The sequence below is a fragment of the Dactylosporangium salmoneum genome (assembly GCF_039532525.1).
Classification (GTDB): domain Bacteria; phylum Actinomycetota; class Actinomycetes; order Mycobacteriales; family Micromonosporaceae; genus Dactylosporangium; species Dactylosporangium salmoneum.
The window spans coordinates 315,552-329,884 of sequence record NZ_BAAARV010000004.1 but is presented as its reverse complement, the minus strand read 5'-3'; the positions used below and the strand labels follow the sequence as shown (position 1 = coordinate 329,884).

Here is a 14,333-nt window from a genome sequence, read left to right as displayed (position 1 = left end):
CGGGCGTGCCAGCCCGCCGATCCCGCGGGGTGGACTACGAACGGCTACATGTTGATCATGTGGCCGGACAGGCCGTGGACGGCCTCCTTGACGGCCTCGCCCAGGGTCGGGTGCGCGTGCACGTTGCGGGCCACCTCGTGCACGGTGAGGTCCCACTGCTGGGCCAGCGTGAGCTCCGGCAGCAGCTCGGTGACCTCGGGGCCGATCAGGTGGCCGCCGAGCAGCTCGCCGTACTTGTTGTCGCTGATCAGCTTGACGAAGCCGGTCGGGTCGCCGAGGCCGTGCGCCTTGCCGTTCGCCGTGAACGGGAACTTCGACACCTTCACGTCGAAGCCCTTGGCCCGGGCCTGCTCCTCCGTGTACCCGAAGCTGGCGATCTGCGGCTGGCAGTACGTCGCCCGGGGGATCATGACGTAGTCGAGCTCCATCGTCTCGGCCCCGGCGATGGTCTCGGCGGCGACGATGCCCATCGACTCGGCCGCGTGCGCGAGCATCAGCTTGGCGGTGACGTCGCCGATGGCGAAGATGTGCGGCACGTTGGTGCGCAGCCGCCCGTCGACCTCGATCGCACCGCGGTCGGTCAGCTTGACCCCGGTCTTCTCCAGCCCGTAGCCCTCGACCCGCGGCGCGAAGCCGATGGCCTGCAGGAGCTTGTCCGCCTCGAGCGTCTGGGTCTTGCCACCGGACGAGACGCTGACCTTGACGCCGGAGCCGGTCTCCTCGACCGACTCGACGCGGGTCGAGGTCAGCACCGAGATGCCCAGCCGCTTGTACCGCTTGGCCAGCTCGGCGGAGACCTCGGCGTCCTCCAGCGGCACCATCCGGTCGAGGAACTCGACGATGGTGACCTTCACGCCGTAGTTGTGCAGCACGTACGCGAACTCGACGCCGATCGCGCCGGCCCCGGCGATGATGATCGAGGACGGCAGCTCCTCGGTCATGATCTGCTCCTCGTACGTCACCACCCGCTCGGAGAGCGTCGTGCCGGGCAGGAGCCGGGTGCTGGCCCCGGTGGCGATGATCGCGTTGGCGAAGGTGATGGTCTCGTCGCCGACCTGCAGCGTGTGGTCGTCCAGGAACGTGCCCTTGGTGTGGTACTGCCGGATCTCGTTCTTCTTCATCAGGTAGTGCACGCCCTTGACCCGGCCGTCGGCCACCTTGCGGCTGCGCTGGAAGGCGGCCGAGTAGTCGAACGTGACCTCGCCCTGGATGCCGAACGTCTTGGCCTCGGCGGTGAAGATGTGCGCGAGCTCAGCGTTGCGCAGCAGCGCCTTGGACGGGATGCACCCGACGTTGAGGCAGACGCCGCCCCAGTACTTGTCCTCGACGATGGCGGTGCGCAGGCCGAGCTGCGCGGCGCGCACGGCGGCGGTGTAGCCGCCCGGGCCGGCGCCCAGCACGACGACGTCGAAGTGTTCAGTCATAGCCAGTCCCTGCGTTTGAAGGTGAAGTACAGCCCTACCGACAGCACCACGATCAGCACCGACGAGGTAACGAACCCCGAGAGCCTGTCATAGCCCGGATAGGGCAGATTCTGCCCGTAGTAGCCGGTAACAGCGGTGGGCACCGCGATGATGGCGGCCCAGCTGGTGACCTTCTTCATGACAGTGTTCTGCCGGTTGCCCTGCACCGCCAGGTTGGATTCCAGCAGCGTGGCGGTGAAGTCGCGCAGGGATTCGGTGAATTCGGTCACGCGCATGACGTGGTCGTAGAGGTCGTGGTAGTACGGCATCATCTCGTCGTCGACGAGGCCCTCACGGGCGCGCATGAGGCCGTTGACCAGCTCGCGCATCGGCATGACGACCTTGCGCATCCGCCCGAGCGCCTTGCGGAGCGTGAAGCTGCGCCGCTGCACCTCCCGGATCGCCTGCCCGCTCTCGTCGAAGACCTGGTCCTCCAGCGCCTCCAGCGCGTCGTCGAGCTGCTGCACGGCGTCGAACTGTCCGTCGACGATCAGGTCGAGCAGGCCGTGCGTGAGATACGCCACGCCGTGGCCGGCCAGCTCCGTGGTGGCGTCCCAGCGCTCGACGACCGCGTCCATGTCGAAGTCGCCGGCGTGCACGGTGATGAGCGCCCGGTCGGTGGCGAAGGCCGAGACCTCGTGCACCTCCAGCTGGCCGCTGTCCTTGTCGAAGCCGATCGCGTACGCGTTGAAGAACACGTGGGCGGCATAGTGGCTGAGCTTCGGCCGCTCGTGCGGCGAGGAGGCGTCCTCGATGGCCAGCCGGTGCAGCCCGAACTCCTCCTGGACCCGGTCGTAGGCGGCCTTGTCAGGGTCCGTGAGGTCCAGCCAGACGACCGACGCCGGGTCCTTGAGGTGCTCCGATATATCGTCGAGCGGAAAGTCCTCGGCCTTGAGCCGCCCGTCCCGGTAGACCCGCGTGCGCGCCATACCGCCCATCAAAGCAGAAGGGGGACCAGATGGCCGGGTTCACGCAGGCCACCGCGATCGACGGCGACGAGGCCCAGCTAGATCCACAATGGACCGTTGGCGGCCGGCCCAACGGCGGCTACCTGCTCGCCCTGCTGGCCCGGGCGGCGGCCACGCCGCTGCACCCGCACCCGCTGAGCGCGAGCGCCGTGTACCTCTCCCCGCCCGAGCCCGGACCGGCCGCGGTCGCCGTCGAGTCGCTGCGCGATGGGCGCTCGGCCAGCCAGGCCCGGGTGCGGCTGACCCAGAAGGACCGGGTCTGCGTCGAGGCGCTGTTCACGCTCGGCGACCTGGCCGCGGCGGGCGAGGCGCGGTGGAGCGACGCCGACCCGCCGGAGGTCGCCCCGCGCGAGGAGCTGCTCCGGACCCCCGTCGAGCCGCCGGGGGCCGGGGTGCGCATCGACATGATGGAGCAGATCGACCAGCGGGTCGACTTCGGCCGCCCGGGCGACCTGCGCGGATGGCTGAGCTTCGCCGACGGGAGCGCCTTCGATGCGTACTCTCTGTTGTTCGCCGTCGACTCGTTCCCGCCCGCCACGTTCACCCTCGGCGGCTTCGGCTGGACGCCGACACTGGAGCTCACGGCGTACGTCCGCGGCATCCCGGCGCCCGGCCCGCTGCGCGTGCGCCAACGGGCCCGCCTGGTCACCGCGACCCAGGTCGACCAGGTGTGCGAGGTCTGGGACGCCGAGGGCCGGATCGTGGCGCAGGCGACCCAGCTGGCGGCCTACCGGATGGGCAACGCCTCAGCGTAGGACCGCCACCGCGCCGCGCTTGGCCTCGTACATGGCGGTGTCGGCGCGGTGCAGCACGTGCCGGGTCTGCTCGCCGGCCGCGAACCGGGTGCCGCCGACGCTGGCCCGGGCCTCGACCAGGGTGCCGTCGAGCACCGCGACCGGCTTGCGGAACGCTTCCTCGATGCGGCGGGCCAGCTCCGGCACCCCGTCGGCGCCGAGCGCGCCGTGGGTGAGCACCACGAACTCGTCGCCGCCGAGGCGGGCCACCACGTCCCCGGCCCGCACGCAGCCGTTGAGCCGCCCGGCCACCGCCGAGAGCAGCTCGTCGCCGGCCGCGTGGCCGAGTGAGTCGTTGACCGCCTTGAAGCCGTCGAGGTCGATGAAGAGCACCGCGCCCTCGCCGGCCGCGACCGCGCTCTCCAGCGCGGCCAGGAACGCCCGCCGGTTGGCCAGGTCGGTGAGCGGGTCCACGTGGGCCAGCCGCCAGTTGGTCTCCAGCAGCTCGCAGGTGCGCAGCACGGTGGCGGCCTGGTCGGCGATGCCCGCCATCCGGTTGACCGTCTCGCGGGCCCGGTCGGTGCCCTGCGGGGTGTCGTAGGCGGCGACGAGGATGCCGTACGGGTGCCCCGGCAGCGCGATGTCCACCACGATCATCATCTCGTGGCCGAAGGTGTCGAGCAGGCCGAGCACGAACGGGTCGGCGCTGTCCCGGTCGTAGGTGCGCGGCGGGTCGCCCATCCGGAAGCGCTCGGCCAGTGCCGAGTCGTCGCGCGAGAAGGCGAGCCCGCGGGCCCGGCGCTGCCGCTCGCCGCCGGCGCCCGAGTTGGCCGCCACGCGCAGCCGGCCGTCGGAGTGCAGCAGCACGCTGGCCGAGTCGGCGGCCATCACCGAGCGGACCGCCTCGGCGGTGACCTCGGCCACCTCGGCGGCGCTGCGCGCGGTGGTGAGCCGGCGGGCCAGCGCCAGCAGGCTCTCGGCGATGCGCTGGCGCTCCGCCGCGGTCTCCAGCGCCGAGAGCGCGTCGAGGGCGACCGCGGCCAGGTTGGCGTAGGCGTCGAGCATGCGGCGCTCGGCGTCGAAGAAGTCGGAGCAGAAGGCGACGAGGTACCCGTAGTAGCGGTTCGGCGAGGCGATGTCCACGACGAGGGTGCCGCCGAAGCTGGTCGGCGGGGCGGCCGCGAGCACCTCGATCTCGGCCTCGGTCAGACCGTAGCCGTGCACCTGGCGCGGCGTGCCCGGCGAGGGGCTGGCCACCAGCAGGAACGCCTGGGCGTTGACCGCGTACCCCGCCTTGTCGGCCACGATGGCCAGCGCCCGCTCCGGCTGCTCGGCGGCGACCAGCTCGGCGACGGTGCGCTGCAGCAGCTCCATGCGCCCGGCGAGCACGTCGCCGGAGGTGTCCTCGCCACCGCGGCGGCGCGACCACCAGCGCCGCTGCCGCCAGCGGATGGTGTAGACGCACGCCTCGGCCCCGTCGACCTGGCACGCCTCGTGGATCACCGTGGCCGGCGGGCGGCCGAAGAGCGCCGGGATCTGGGTGAGCAGGCCGCGGGTGTAGTCGCAGTCGTAGTGCGACGGGCGATATCCGCCGCGCAGGCGGTACTGCACGGTCGCCACCCCGCGGGCGGACGACAGCGTCGACATGTCGGCGCTGGCGTTGAACTTGGCGCTGGTGGTCGCGATCAGGCGGATGAGCTGCGCGGGGCCGCCGAGCAGGAGCAGTCCCAGCCGGATCGGGGTGTTCACGGAGTACGACAGGATGCTCTGCCCCACCTGCAGCCCGATGGACTCGTCGCCCAGCACCTGCGCCGCCGCCGCGAAGACGTTGATCTTCGTCTCGTACGACCACCAGCGGCGCGGGTCGTCGTAGGCCTCGGGGGCCTCGCGCTCGCCGGCCAGCTCGAGGACGCGCGGCACCGCGGCGTCGCCACCCCGTGCGCGTACATATCGCATGATGGCGCGCAGGGTGACGCCGGCCGTCTCACGGATCGGTTCCATGGCGCCTCCGAGGCAGGACATCGGCCCGGCGCCGCGCGGGCTGAGGGGAATCAGCAGCCGACCGGGGTACAACTGCCGCATGGAGCAGACGCTCATCATCGTCGACGGCGCGAACGTGGTCGGTTCGGTGCCGGACGGCTGGTGGCGCGACCGTGCGGGGGCGGCGGCCCGGCTGCGCGACGCGCTCGCCGCGCGCGACCGGTCCGCCCTCCCGGGGGACGTCCTCCTGGTCGTGGAGGGGGCGGCCCGCGGGGTGTTGCCGATCGACGGCGTGCCGGTCGAGGCGGCGCCGCAATCCGGCGACGATCACATTGTGGCGCTGGTGCGCGACAATGTGCAGCGTCGGCCCGTCGTCGTCGTAACGTCCGACCGAGGGCTGCGCCAACGGGTGACGGACCTGGGGGCGAGTATTGTCACATCGGGCCGACTCCGCGCCTCGATCCCATATGGTGGACGCAGCGAACATATCTAGCCGATAGGATTTACGGGCGATCATCTCCCAGCATGCGTCGGTAGCAATGTGACCATTACTGGCAATCTTCCACTATGTGGGAACAGATTGACGGGCTACCGAGGGCTCACCGAAAGTTAGCTGGGGACGGTTCGCATGAATTGCCGGTGAAATCCACCCCAAAACGTCTGACGAATTAGTAGCGATCTATTCTGTGCGGCGCGCAACACGGCTGTCGCATCCCGTGACGTTCCTGGTAAGGTCGATGCCATGTGCCCCGAGGTGCTGCTAGATCCGATGTGGATATCCCGCCGCGAGCACCATTTCGACGGCCTTTGTCGAGTGACCCCCGGTTGATATCGGCGTTCATTCAGAAGGTTTTCGAGAGGATTGAAAATGGCCGTTCCGGTCGCCGAAGCCGCGCCCTCCGTGGTCACGATCACCGTTCACATCACGCTCAATGGCGAGGAACTCCCACCGGAGGCCTCCCGCCTGCTCAGTGACCTCGAGGCTCTCGCGGCCAACCAGGCCAGCCAGCAAATCCAGCGCAGCACCGCCTCCCGCCCGTCCGCCGCCGCGCCCCAGCAGCGCGCCCTGCGTCTCGTGGACCCGTCCCCGGTCGTCATTGAGCCGGAGCTCGAATTGGCCGGCACCGATGACAAGAAGGTCCGACGGATCGGCCGGGCCACGCCGGACGCGCCGAGGCTGTACCTGTGCACCGGCTCGCGGCTGGTCCTGCAGGACGGCATCGCGGTGCCGCTGACCCGGCGGGAGTACGACCTCTTCTTTTTCCTGTGCGAGCACCCGCGGCGCGTGTTCAGCCGCGCGCAGCTGCTGCGGCAGGTGTGGGGCTACGACATGGTGGGCACCGAGCGCACCGTCGACGTGCACGTGCGCCGGCTTCGGGTGAAGCTGGGCAACGCGGCACGGATCATCGCGACCGTCCGGGGTGTTGGGTACCGCCTGGATGACGACGCCGCCGTGCAGGTCGTGGTCCGCGAGGACTGACCTCGTGGTCGCAGTTCTCCGGCTCGTGGTGTTTTGCGCGAAAAATCCCGATGCCTGGCGGCATCAGGATTTTTCGGACATTTCGCCTGTCGGGGTATAAGTCCGATAAGTCGCGGCGCGGAGCGCCCGACTTATCGGTTTCGCGGCTTACGACCGGCCGTATCGCGGTTTGCGCCTGTGCCGCATCACGGCTTGTGTCGCGCAGCCTCGCCGTTCGCGCCCGTGCTGCCGCTTCGCCGTTCGCGCCGGTCCTGCCACTTCGCCGTTTGCACCCATGCTGCTTCGTGGCCTGTGCCCGTGCTCCCACTTCGCCGTTTGCGCCCGCGCCGCCTCACCGTTCGCGCCCGCGCTGCTGGTTCGCCGTTTGCACCCGCGCTGCTTCGTGGCCTGCGCCCGTGCTCCCGCTTCGCCGTTTTGCGCCCGCGCCGTCTCGCCCTTCGCGTCCCGCTCTCATTCGCGGTTTGCGCCCACGCCGCCGCACCCGTGCTGCTGGCTCGCGGTTCGCGTCCATCTGCTTGGCGGCCGAGCTGGTCCATCGGCGCCTCGGGGCAGCGCCGGACGGTGTTCTGCGCGCCGTCGCAGCTGACCAGGTGACGGGCCGCGACCGTCTGCCGCACGCCGCTGTGCGCATCCAGGACGCTGGCCACGGCGCCGCCGGGCTCCATCCGCTTCGATGGCCTGCTCGCGACCGCGGAGCGCCGAGCGCCGCTGGCACGTTGATGCTCGTCGCTGCGCCCGCCCCTCGGCACGGTACGCCCGCAGATGCCGGATATCCGGATATATCGGGAAGTTCAGCACTTCCGTGGGAATGACCGGCCGGGTGGTTGAGGGTCGGCGGGTTTGGGCATCCCCTGGGGCAAGAGAGAAAGGGGCAGCGATGAGCGTGACGCATGCGAACGGCAACGTGACCGAGGCCCGCAAGGACCTCAAGGGCACCCTCGGCGACCTGACCACGCAGACCAAGGAGCGTGCGGCCGACCTGGCCACGCAGACCAAGGATGTGGCCCGGCGCCGGCCCGTTCCGCTGGTGACCGCCGCCGCTGCCGGGGTGGCCACCGCCGTCGTGGCGGTGATCACGGTCATGCGGCGCCGCAAGGCCAAGCAGACCCCTCGGCAGAAGGCCGTCAACGCCTGGCGACGCACCAGCAAGAGCGTGAGGAAACGGGTCAAGCGGTAACCTCCTCTCCCAGAAGACCGCGCCCTCGCACCCACCCGGGTGCGGGGGCGCGGCCGTGTCAGGAGACCGAGACGCCCGCGAGGTGGGCCAGCATCGCCTGGTTGGCCTCCCAGCCGTCGGGGAAGCGGACCGGGACGTTGAGGTGCACCGGCTCGGCCGACGGGTGGGTGTCCAGCAGCTCGGCGATCCCGGCGCGGGCCACGACCACGCAGGCGTGGCGGTGGCGCGACGCGAGGACGCACAGGCGGCCGGCCTCCAGGTGGAAGGCGCTGGCGTCGCGGCGGCCGGAGAGCGGGTGCAGGATCACCGTCACGTCGTACTCGCGGCCCTGGAGGCGGTTCGCCGTGTCGACCGTCACGTCGGCGGCGACGGTGTCGGCCAGGGCGAGCCGGATGGCGGCCACCTGATCCCGGTGCGCCGCCCCGACCGCGATCCGATCCGCGGTCACCGGGCGGCCGTCGGGGGCGTGCTCGGAGTACGCGACGGGGCCGCGCCGCAGCAGGCCCACCACGATGTCGGCGATGGCCGCGACCGCCTCCCGGTCGGTGCGCACGGTGTGCCGGGCCGGCAGCTCGTGCAGGGCCCAGCCGGTGCGCCGCGCGTTCTCCAGGGTCGTCTCGAGCCGCGGGTCGGCGCCGATGGCCCGGACCGAGTACTCGAGCCGCCGGTCGGCCGGCTTGGTGCCGGCCTCGAACGGGGTGAAGGGGTAGAACGCGGCCGACACGACCGACGCCGCCGACGGCGGGAGGCGCCAGGACACCGGCAGGCGATGGACCGGCAGGCCGGGGTTGTGCCGCAGCAGTACGGCGACCGCGCTCTGCATCGGGTCCCAGGACAGCCCGGCCCAGCGCTCGACGGCCACGACCGAGAACGGGTCGAGCTGGCCGGGGTCGCCGACGAACAGGCCGCGGGAGAACCGGCCGGCGACCCTCAGCAGCATGTCGGAGCGCATCTGGTACGCCTCGTCGACGATCGCCCGCTCCCAGGTGCCGTCGGTGACCGTCGCCCATTTCGCGGCCGTGCCGATGACGACCGCGCTGGTCTGCACGTCGGAGACGGCGCCGCTGACGGTGACCGAGCCGTGCTTGATCACGCGCTGGGCCGGCGTGTACGTCGAGGCCGACAGCCGCCCGATCTCCAGGCCGGGGGCGGCGGTGGCGAGCCGGTCGATGAGGTCGTCGACCTGCTCGTTGGTCTGCGCGACCACCATGAGCCGCTCCCCCGCCTCGGCCATGGTGCGGGCGGCCCGCACGACCAGCGTGGACTTGCCCGCGCCGGGCGGGGAGTCGACCACCACGCCGCGGCCGGCCGCCGACCCGAAGTCGTCGAGGATCTCGTCGATGACGGTCATGACCAGTCCTCCGCGGCGTCGGAGTCGTTGGGCTGGTACTCCGGCGGCGGTCCCCCGTGCGTCCAGGGCGTGTCCTCGCGGCTCGGGAACCGGCCCGGCGGCTGGTAGGCGTCGCTCACCGGGCCGTACGTCACCAGCTCCCCCACCTCGGGCACCGACCCCGGCGCCGGCTGCTTGGTCGAGCGGCCCATCCCCTTGGAGAGCTCCAGCACCACGTCGACGGACGAGACCGACACCACCATGGCCTGCTGGCCCGGGCGGGCCGGGGAGACGAGCAGCGCGCCGGGCTCCAGGCGCACCGGGTCGTCGGTCTGCACCGTGATGTGCGGGCGCAGCGCGGCCTTCTTGCCCGACGTGTCGACCCGGTTGGGCGAGGCCGAGACGACGGTGCCGGAGAACGCCTCGCCGGCGAGCCGGAACTCGGCCATGATCAGCGGGTCGTCGAGGGCGCGCTGGGCCTCGTAGCGGGCCTGCTCGCGTTCGAGCCGGTCGAGGCGCCCCGCGGCGGCGACGGCGCTGTCCCGCCTGGGCTGCGGAAGCGCGGTGCCCTCAGCGAGCGACATGTGGTACACCGTGAACACGTCGCGATCGACGGCCCATCTGGCCTCGACGGAGGCGCCGGCCGGGCGGGCCCGCAGCAGGTCCACGGCCCGCCACATGAGCCCCCAGGTCGGCTCCACCTGCTCCTGCACGGCGGCGGCGAGCGCGGTCTCCGCCCGGCTCTGCGCCTGCGGGTCGGCCGCGCGCTGGTAGGAGGCCAGCGCCGGGGCCAGCACCTCGTTGTCGAAGGTCGGGTCGGTGCTCGGGCCGGCCGGCGGCCAGCGCAGCGGATCCTCGGCCAGCTCGGCGGCGGCCGCACCGTCGAGGCCGGCGGGCGGGTCGATCCAGCCCAGCAGCGCGGCGAGGTTGGCGTCCTCCAGGCCGCTCTGCCCGGTCGCCCAGTGCTCGCCGAGCACCTCGGTCACGGCCAGCAGCGTGGCCGACCCGGGGTGGTCGGCCCGCTCGCGCAGGAACGTGAGCCACTGGCCGAGCAGCGGGACCGTGCGGTGCACCGGGTGCGGGCCGTAGGCGCGGCGGAAGCGGGTGGAGCGGCCCAGCAGCCGCACGAACTCGACCCCGCCGCGGTTGGGCACGAGCACCTGCGGGGCCTCGGCGTAGCGCATCTTCGACGGCTGCTCGGGGTCGACCGTGCGGGAGCAGGTCTCGATGTACGACAGCATGATCTTGGCCAGCCGCGCCACGAACTGGAACCGCTGGGTGCGGTCCCGCGGGTTGGCCACCACGAGCAACTCGCCGCCGTCGCGGCCGGTGCCCACCATCGCCGCGAGCGGGGCCGCCGCCTCGCCCGCGAGCGCCAGCGGTACCAGCACCAGGGGTTTCGCGGCGATGTGTGTGTGCCGCACCGTGGTCAATGGCTGGGCGCGGCCCGACTCCACGGCCTCCGCGCGCGCGAGCGCCGTCAGGATGCTCACTCAGCCCGTGCCAGGCACTCGGTGCGCAGCCGGTGCGCCGTGCGCAGCAGCGCCGCGATCTCCTCCTGGCCCGCGCCGGGGGTGAGGGTGCCCCGGGCCAGGCCGAGGACCGTCGACACGCTCTCCACGCCGCCGAGGTCGTCGCGGATGGAGCGGCCCAGCGCGGAGGTCGAGCCGGCGCTCTCGGCCCGGCAGAAGAACGCCATCTCGCACGAGCCGAGACAGTCCGGGGTGTACCGCGCGTCGATCTCACTGACGGCCTTGCTCAGCTCGTCGGGCGGCCGGGTGGCGTTGTGATCGGCGTCGTAGGCGAGATCGAAGGACAGCCCGGCGGGCAGCGCGTCGAGGATCTTCTCCAGCCGGGTCAGCCGGGACAGCTGGCGCTGCAGGACGGTCAGCTGCTTGCGCACGTCGACCAGGGTGGCGGTGGGCCGGTTGGCGAAGTTCTCCGGGCAGACGAGCACCACGTTGTGCGACACCGTCTCCGGCGGGTACCCGAGCTCGGCCAGCAGCTCGCGCATGGCCAGCACGTAGACGGCCGACTGCTTGGCCGCCGCGGCCGCCTTGCCCGGGTCGGCCTGCCCGTCGATGACCGCGAACGACTTGATCTCGACCACGTGGAAGCGGCCGCCGACCCGGAACGCGATGAGGTCGGGCTCCAGGTAGGCGTAGTAGCCGGCGATGTCCAGCCGCAGCATCGGGTGGTCGAAGAGCGTGCCGGCGTCCTCGCGCTCGGCCGCGGCCCGGGCGAGCAGGCTGCGGGTGCGGGCGTAGCGCACCTCGCGGCTGGCGTTGCCGCCGACGTTGGACAGGTCGTCGTACGCCACCTCGGGGATGGCCAGCCCCAGCCGCTCACGCAGCAGTTGCAGCAGCTCCGCCGCGCCGTCGGCCTTCACCTGTGCCTCGAACGCGTTGCCGCGGGCGATCGCGAACCGCGACTGGCCGAAGGCGGCCGGGAAGCCCAGCTGCCCGGCGACGGCGCCCTTGTTCACCCCGGCCGCGTCCATCAGCCCCCGCCGGCCGCAGCCGGGGTTGTTGGTGAGCGCGGCGATGGTGCGTGCGTTGTGGTTGCGCGGCGCCACGGTGCCGCGGATGCGGTCCAGCCGGTCTACCAGTGCGTCCATTGCGGTGTCTCATCTCGGGGAAGCGGGCGGTTCTAGTTCGCGGTTCTGCGCAGTCGCTGCAGCCGGGCGCCGAAGAGCGCCTCGGCGCCGTCGAGCCGTTCCTGGGCCCGTGCGGCCGCCGCGGTGCGGTCCGCGGCATCGGACTCGGCGTGCACGTCCAGCTCGGCCTGGGCCTGGGCCGCCACGGTGGCCGGGTCCGCGCCGCCGCCGGCCGCCGCGGCCCCGGGGATGCCGGCCGCGAAGCGCCACAGCAGCCGGCGGGCGTCGTGGGCGTCGTCGGGTAGCTGGGCCACCCGATGGGCCACCTTGATCGCGGCGATGAGGAAGTCGACCCGGGCGCTGAGCGGCCCGACCACCCGGGTCTCCAGCGGCCAGGTCGAGATGGCCAGCAGCCCCCGGGCAGGGGCGAGCAGGTCGGCGGTCAGGGCCGGGCAGAGGTAGTACGGCCGCCCGAACGGGGCGACCTTGAAGGAGCGTTCCTCGTCCCGGCGCAGGCTGGTCAGCCGGGCCGCCACCAGCTCGCCGGGGAAGAAGGCGTCGTGGACGGCGATGATCAGCTTCGGCGCCGCCGGGACCGTGAGCAGGGTCAGCGCGTGGTGCACCTGCTCACGGATGGAGAGGATCGGGGGCGCGGGGTTCTGCCGCGGTACCGCGGGAGCCCGGTCCTCCAGGTCGGCGAGCGCCTCGTCCCAGGCGTGCTCCGCGCGACGGAGCTCGGCGCGCAGCGTCCTGGCCTGTGTCCGGTCCCCCGCCACGGCCGCGCGGCGCAGGTCGCTGCGCAGCCGGTCGATCCGGCGCTCGAGCAGCTCGATCGGTTCGGACACGAACGGCACGGTAGCCGGTTCCAGCAAACTCCAGCAAAGACCAGTGTCGGCGTGTCGCGCTTGCTTTTTTGTTTACGCCGGTACAGGAGCCGGCTGTTCGTCCAGCCGACGCATGGGGGCGCGGCGCGGCAACGGGAAGATCTGCGGCTTGCGGCGCGCGGCGAGATCCTCCACCCAGCCGAACCCGAACACCGACAGCACGACGAGCACGGCGACCATGCTGAGCTGGACGAGGTTGTGGTACCCGCCGACGAGGGTGATGCCGAGCCAGACGCCGACCATGCGCACGAACGTGATGGCGGCCTCGTGCCACAGGTAGATCGTCAGGGCACGGCGGTTGATCGCCTCGATGGCGGGCTCGGCGGCGCCCAGCGACATGGCGGCGGGCGCGGCGTTGAGCATGAGCAGCAGGAAGGCCGTCGACCACAGCGTGTCGGCGATCGGGGCGTCGTTCATGTCGTACCCGCGCGGGCCGGGCGTGTGGAAGAGCAGCGCCAGCCCGATGCCACCCATCACGAGGCACGCCGGCCAGAGGATCTTCTTCGAGATGCGCTGCAGCGTGCCGTCGTGGTGTGCGAAGCCGAGCATCCAGGCCGGGGCGTACATGAAGAAGTCGCGGATCGTGCCCCCGCTGCCGTGGCCCGTCTCCCACAGGGCGACCAGGACACCGAACGGGACGAGCACGCTCGGGATCGGCCACTTGCGGAACACCCAGAGCAACGCCGGCGAGGCGATGATGAACCAGAGGTAGGAACGGACGTACCAGATCTGGCTGAACCAGAAGCCCCCGCGCTCGGTGGTCGGCGGGTCGTCCAGCGGGACGAACCAGAGCAGCGTCCGCCAGCCGTACTCCATGCCGCCCCATAGCGACATGAGCACGATCGCGAAGGCTCCGAGCACCCAGAACGGGATCACGATGCGACGTATGCGCCGACCTATCGCCTTTACCCCGGAGCGGTCGAGCGAGGCGGCCATCAGCGAGCCGCCGAGCGCGAACATGAGGCCCATGGCAGGGAAGGCGACCGTCAGCCACGCGAACCCGAGCGTGTGGTATGTGACCACGCGGAGGATCGCGACGGCTCGCAGGAGGTCTACGTACCGGTTCCGCATCCCCCCTAGGTTGCCCTCTTCCCCTTAGGGGCAACCTTCGCTCAGCTCAAAATTAGCTGTGTTTATTCTCAAAGATCTTAGAGTGGCGCAGCCGTAACCGATCGGACAATCGACTCGGTTCACCCTTTTCTCACCCACCGCTCGCGTGCAGGGCCTCGCTGAGCGCGTCGAACTCCAGGCCGCCGTGGTGCCTGGCGCCGTTGATGAAGAAGGCCGGGGTACCGGTGACGCCGTTTGCCTTCCCGCTGTCCATGTCGCGCTCCACCCGTTGGTGGTGAGCTCGCGTGCCGCCCGTGTCGGGGAGGCCGAACTGCTCGGCGTACCGGCCCAGGTCGATGTCCTCGAGGCGGTCCTGGTGGGCGAGCAGCAGCGCGTGCATGCCCCAGAAGGCCCCGGCGTCGGCCGCCGCCTCCGCCAGCAACGCGGCCGGCATCGCCCTCGTGTTCTCGTCGACCAGCGGAAAGTGCCGGAAGGCGAAGCGCAGCCGTTGGCCGAACGCGAGCTGGAGCCGCTCCACCACGCCGAATGCCCGGCCCGTGCCGGGGCACTCGTAGTCGCCGTACTCGACGAGCGTGAGATCCGCGCCGGGCCGGCCCTGGACGTGGTCGTCGCTGGTGAGATTGGGAAGGCCGCTCATGTTCGCACCCTTC

General features: G+C 71.6%; 13 protein-coding genes. 4 read left to right on the top strand and 9 right to left on the bottom strand.

All coding sequences use genetic code 11. The features are described from left to right. Nucleotides 1-44 precede the first annotated feature (44 nt). Nucleotides 45-1,424 (bottom strand): dihydrolipoyl dehydrogenase, encoded by a 1,380-nt coding sequence (gene lpdA, locus ABD352_RS02465; RefSeq protein ID WP_344610510.1) that lies wholly within the window; start codon nt 1,422-1,424, stop codon nt 45-47. Then, entirely contained in the window at nt 1,421-2,392 is a 972-nt protein-coding gene (locus tag ABD352_RS02460) for a magnesium transporter CorA family protein (RefSeq protein ID WP_344610509.1), read from the bottom strand. Before ABD352_RS02460 ends, lpdA begins: the two co-directional genes overlap by 4 nt. 29 nt (nt 2,393-2,421) lie before the next feature. Here ABD352_RS02460 and ABD352_RS02455 point away from each other — a divergent pair, with 29 nt between their 5' ends. Further along, complete coding sequence (locus ABD352_RS02455; protein WP_344610508.1) at nt 2,422-3,186, top strand: thioesterase family protein; 765 nt, start codon at nt 2,422-2,424, stop codon at nt 3,184-3,186. Here ABD352_RS02455 and ABD352_RS02450 read toward each other — a convergent pair. Next, nucleotides 3,178-5,166, bottom strand: coding sequence for a diguanylate cyclase domain-containing protein (locus ABD352_RS02450; RefSeq protein WP_344610507.1), 1,989 nt, complete (start codon nt 5,164-5,166; stop codon nt 3,178-3,180). The two genes, ABD352_RS02455 and ABD352_RS02450, sit on opposite strands and share 9 nt — an antisense overlap. A 79-nt stretch (nt 5,167-5,245) precedes the next feature. Between ABD352_RS02450 and ABD352_RS02445 the strand changes: the two genes are divergently transcribed. From ABD352_RS02445 to ABD352_RS02435, 3 genes are all read left to right on the top strand, one after another. Next, a complete protein-coding gene (locus ABD352_RS02445) occupies nt 5,246-5,638 on the top strand; it encodes an NYN domain-containing protein (protein ID WP_344610506.1) in 393 nt (130 codons plus the stop codon). A gap of 375 nt (nt 5,639-6,013) precedes the next feature. Beyond that, nucleotides 6,014-6,625 (top strand): winged helix-turn-helix domain-containing protein, encoded by a 612-nt coding sequence (locus ABD352_RS02440; RefSeq protein WP_344610505.1) that lies wholly within the window; start codon nt 6,014-6,016, stop codon nt 6,623-6,625. Between the two features lie 877 nt (nt 6,626-7,502). After that, the gene (locus tag ABD352_RS02435) at nt 7,503-7,802 is read left to right on the top strand and encodes a hypothetical protein (protein ID WP_344610504.1); all 300 of its coding nucleotides are present in this window, start codon (nt 7,503-7,505) and stop codon (nt 7,800-7,802) included. 58 nt (nt 7,803-7,860) lie between these two features. Here ABD352_RS02435 and ABD352_RS02430 read toward each other — a convergent pair whose 3' ends face one another. The 6 genes from ABD352_RS02430 to ABD352_RS02405 form a co-directional block, all read right to left on the bottom strand. Further along, nucleotides 7,861-9,153 (bottom strand): AAA domain-containing protein, encoded by a 1,293-nt coding sequence (locus ABD352_RS02430; protein ID WP_344610503.1) that lies wholly within the window; start codon nt 9,151-9,153, stop codon nt 7,861-7,863. Then, entirely contained in the window at nt 9,150-10,625 is a 1,476-nt protein-coding gene (locus ABD352_RS02425) for a hypothetical protein (protein ID WP_344610502.1), read from the bottom strand. The genes ABD352_RS02430 and ABD352_RS02425 overlap by 4 nt, the downstream gene beginning before the upstream one ends. Further along, nucleotides 10,622-11,749, bottom strand: coding sequence for a hypothetical protein (locus ABD352_RS02420; protein ID WP_344610501.1), 1,128 nt, complete (start codon nt 11,747-11,749; stop codon nt 10,622-10,624). Before ABD352_RS02420 ends, ABD352_RS02425 begins: the two co-directional genes overlap by 4 nt. A gap of 32 nt (nt 11,750-11,781) precedes the next feature. Then, on the bottom strand, nt 11,782-12,573 hold the full coding sequence (locus ABD352_RS02415; RefSeq protein WP_344610500.1) for a hypothetical protein: 792 nt from the start codon (nt 12,571-12,573) through the stop codon (nt 11,782-11,784). A 72-nt stretch (nt 12,574-12,645) separates the two neighbouring features. Further along, nucleotides 12,646-13,683 carry an acyltransferase family protein gene (locus tag ABD352_RS02410; protein ID WP_344610499.1) on the bottom strand — a complete coding sequence of 346 codons (1,038 nt, stop codon included), beginning with the start codon at nt 13,681-13,683 and terminating at the stop codon, nt 12,646-12,648. A gap of 130 nt (nt 13,684-13,813) precedes the next feature. After that, complete coding sequence (locus ABD352_RS02405) at nt 13,814-14,320, bottom strand: DsbA family protein (protein WP_344610498.1); 507 nt, start codon at nt 14,318-14,320, stop codon at nt 13,814-13,816. Between the last annotated feature and the right edge of the window lie 13 nt (nt 14,321-14,333).

What these genes read in the sequence shown, in the direction of transcription:
- lpdA (WP_344610510.1), bottom strand. Translation starts at nt 1,424, where the DNA reads ATGACTGAACACTTCGACGTCGTCGTGCTGGGCGCCGGCCCGGGCGGC.
- ABD352_RS02460 (WP_344610509.1), bottom strand. Translation starts at nt 2,392, where the DNA reads ATGGCGCGCACGCGGGTCTACCGGGACGGGCGGCTCAAGGCCGAGGAC.
- ABD352_RS02455 (WP_344610508.1), top strand. Translation starts at nt 2,422, where the DNA reads ATGGCCGGGTTCACGCAGGCCACCGCGATCGACGGCGACGAGGCCCAG.
- ABD352_RS02450 (WP_344610507.1), bottom strand. Translation starts at nt 5,166, where the DNA reads ATGGAACCGATCCGTGAGACGGCCGGCGTCACCCTGCGCGCCATCATG.
- ABD352_RS02445 (WP_344610506.1), top strand. Translation starts at nt 5,246, where the DNA reads ATGGAGCAGACGCTCATCATCGTCGACGGCGCGAACGTGGTCGGTTCG.
- ABD352_RS02440 (WP_344610505.1), top strand. Translation starts at nt 6,014, where the DNA reads ATGGCCGTTCCGGTCGCCGAAGCCGCGCCCTCCGTGGTCACGATCACC.
- ABD352_RS02435 (WP_344610504.1), top strand. Translation starts at nt 7,503, where the DNA reads ATGAGCGTGACGCATGCGAACGGCAACGTGACCGAGGCCCGCAAGGAC.
- ABD352_RS02430 (WP_344610503.1), bottom strand. Translation starts at nt 9,153, where the DNA reads ATGACCGTCATCGACGAGATCCTCGACGACTTCGGGTCGGCGGCCGGC.
- ABD352_RS02420 (WP_344610501.1), bottom strand. Translation starts at nt 11,749, where the DNA reads ATGGACGCACTGGTAGACCGGCTGGACCGCATCCGCGGCACCGTGGCG.
- ABD352_RS02410 (WP_344610499.1), bottom strand. Translation starts at nt 13,683, where the DNA reads ATGCGGAACCGGTACGTAGACCTCCTGCGAGCCGTCGCGATCCTCCGC.
- ABD352_RS02405 (WP_344610498.1), bottom strand. Translation starts at nt 14,320, where the DNA reads ATGAGCGGCCTTCCCAATCTCACCAGCGACGACCACGTCCAGGGCCGG.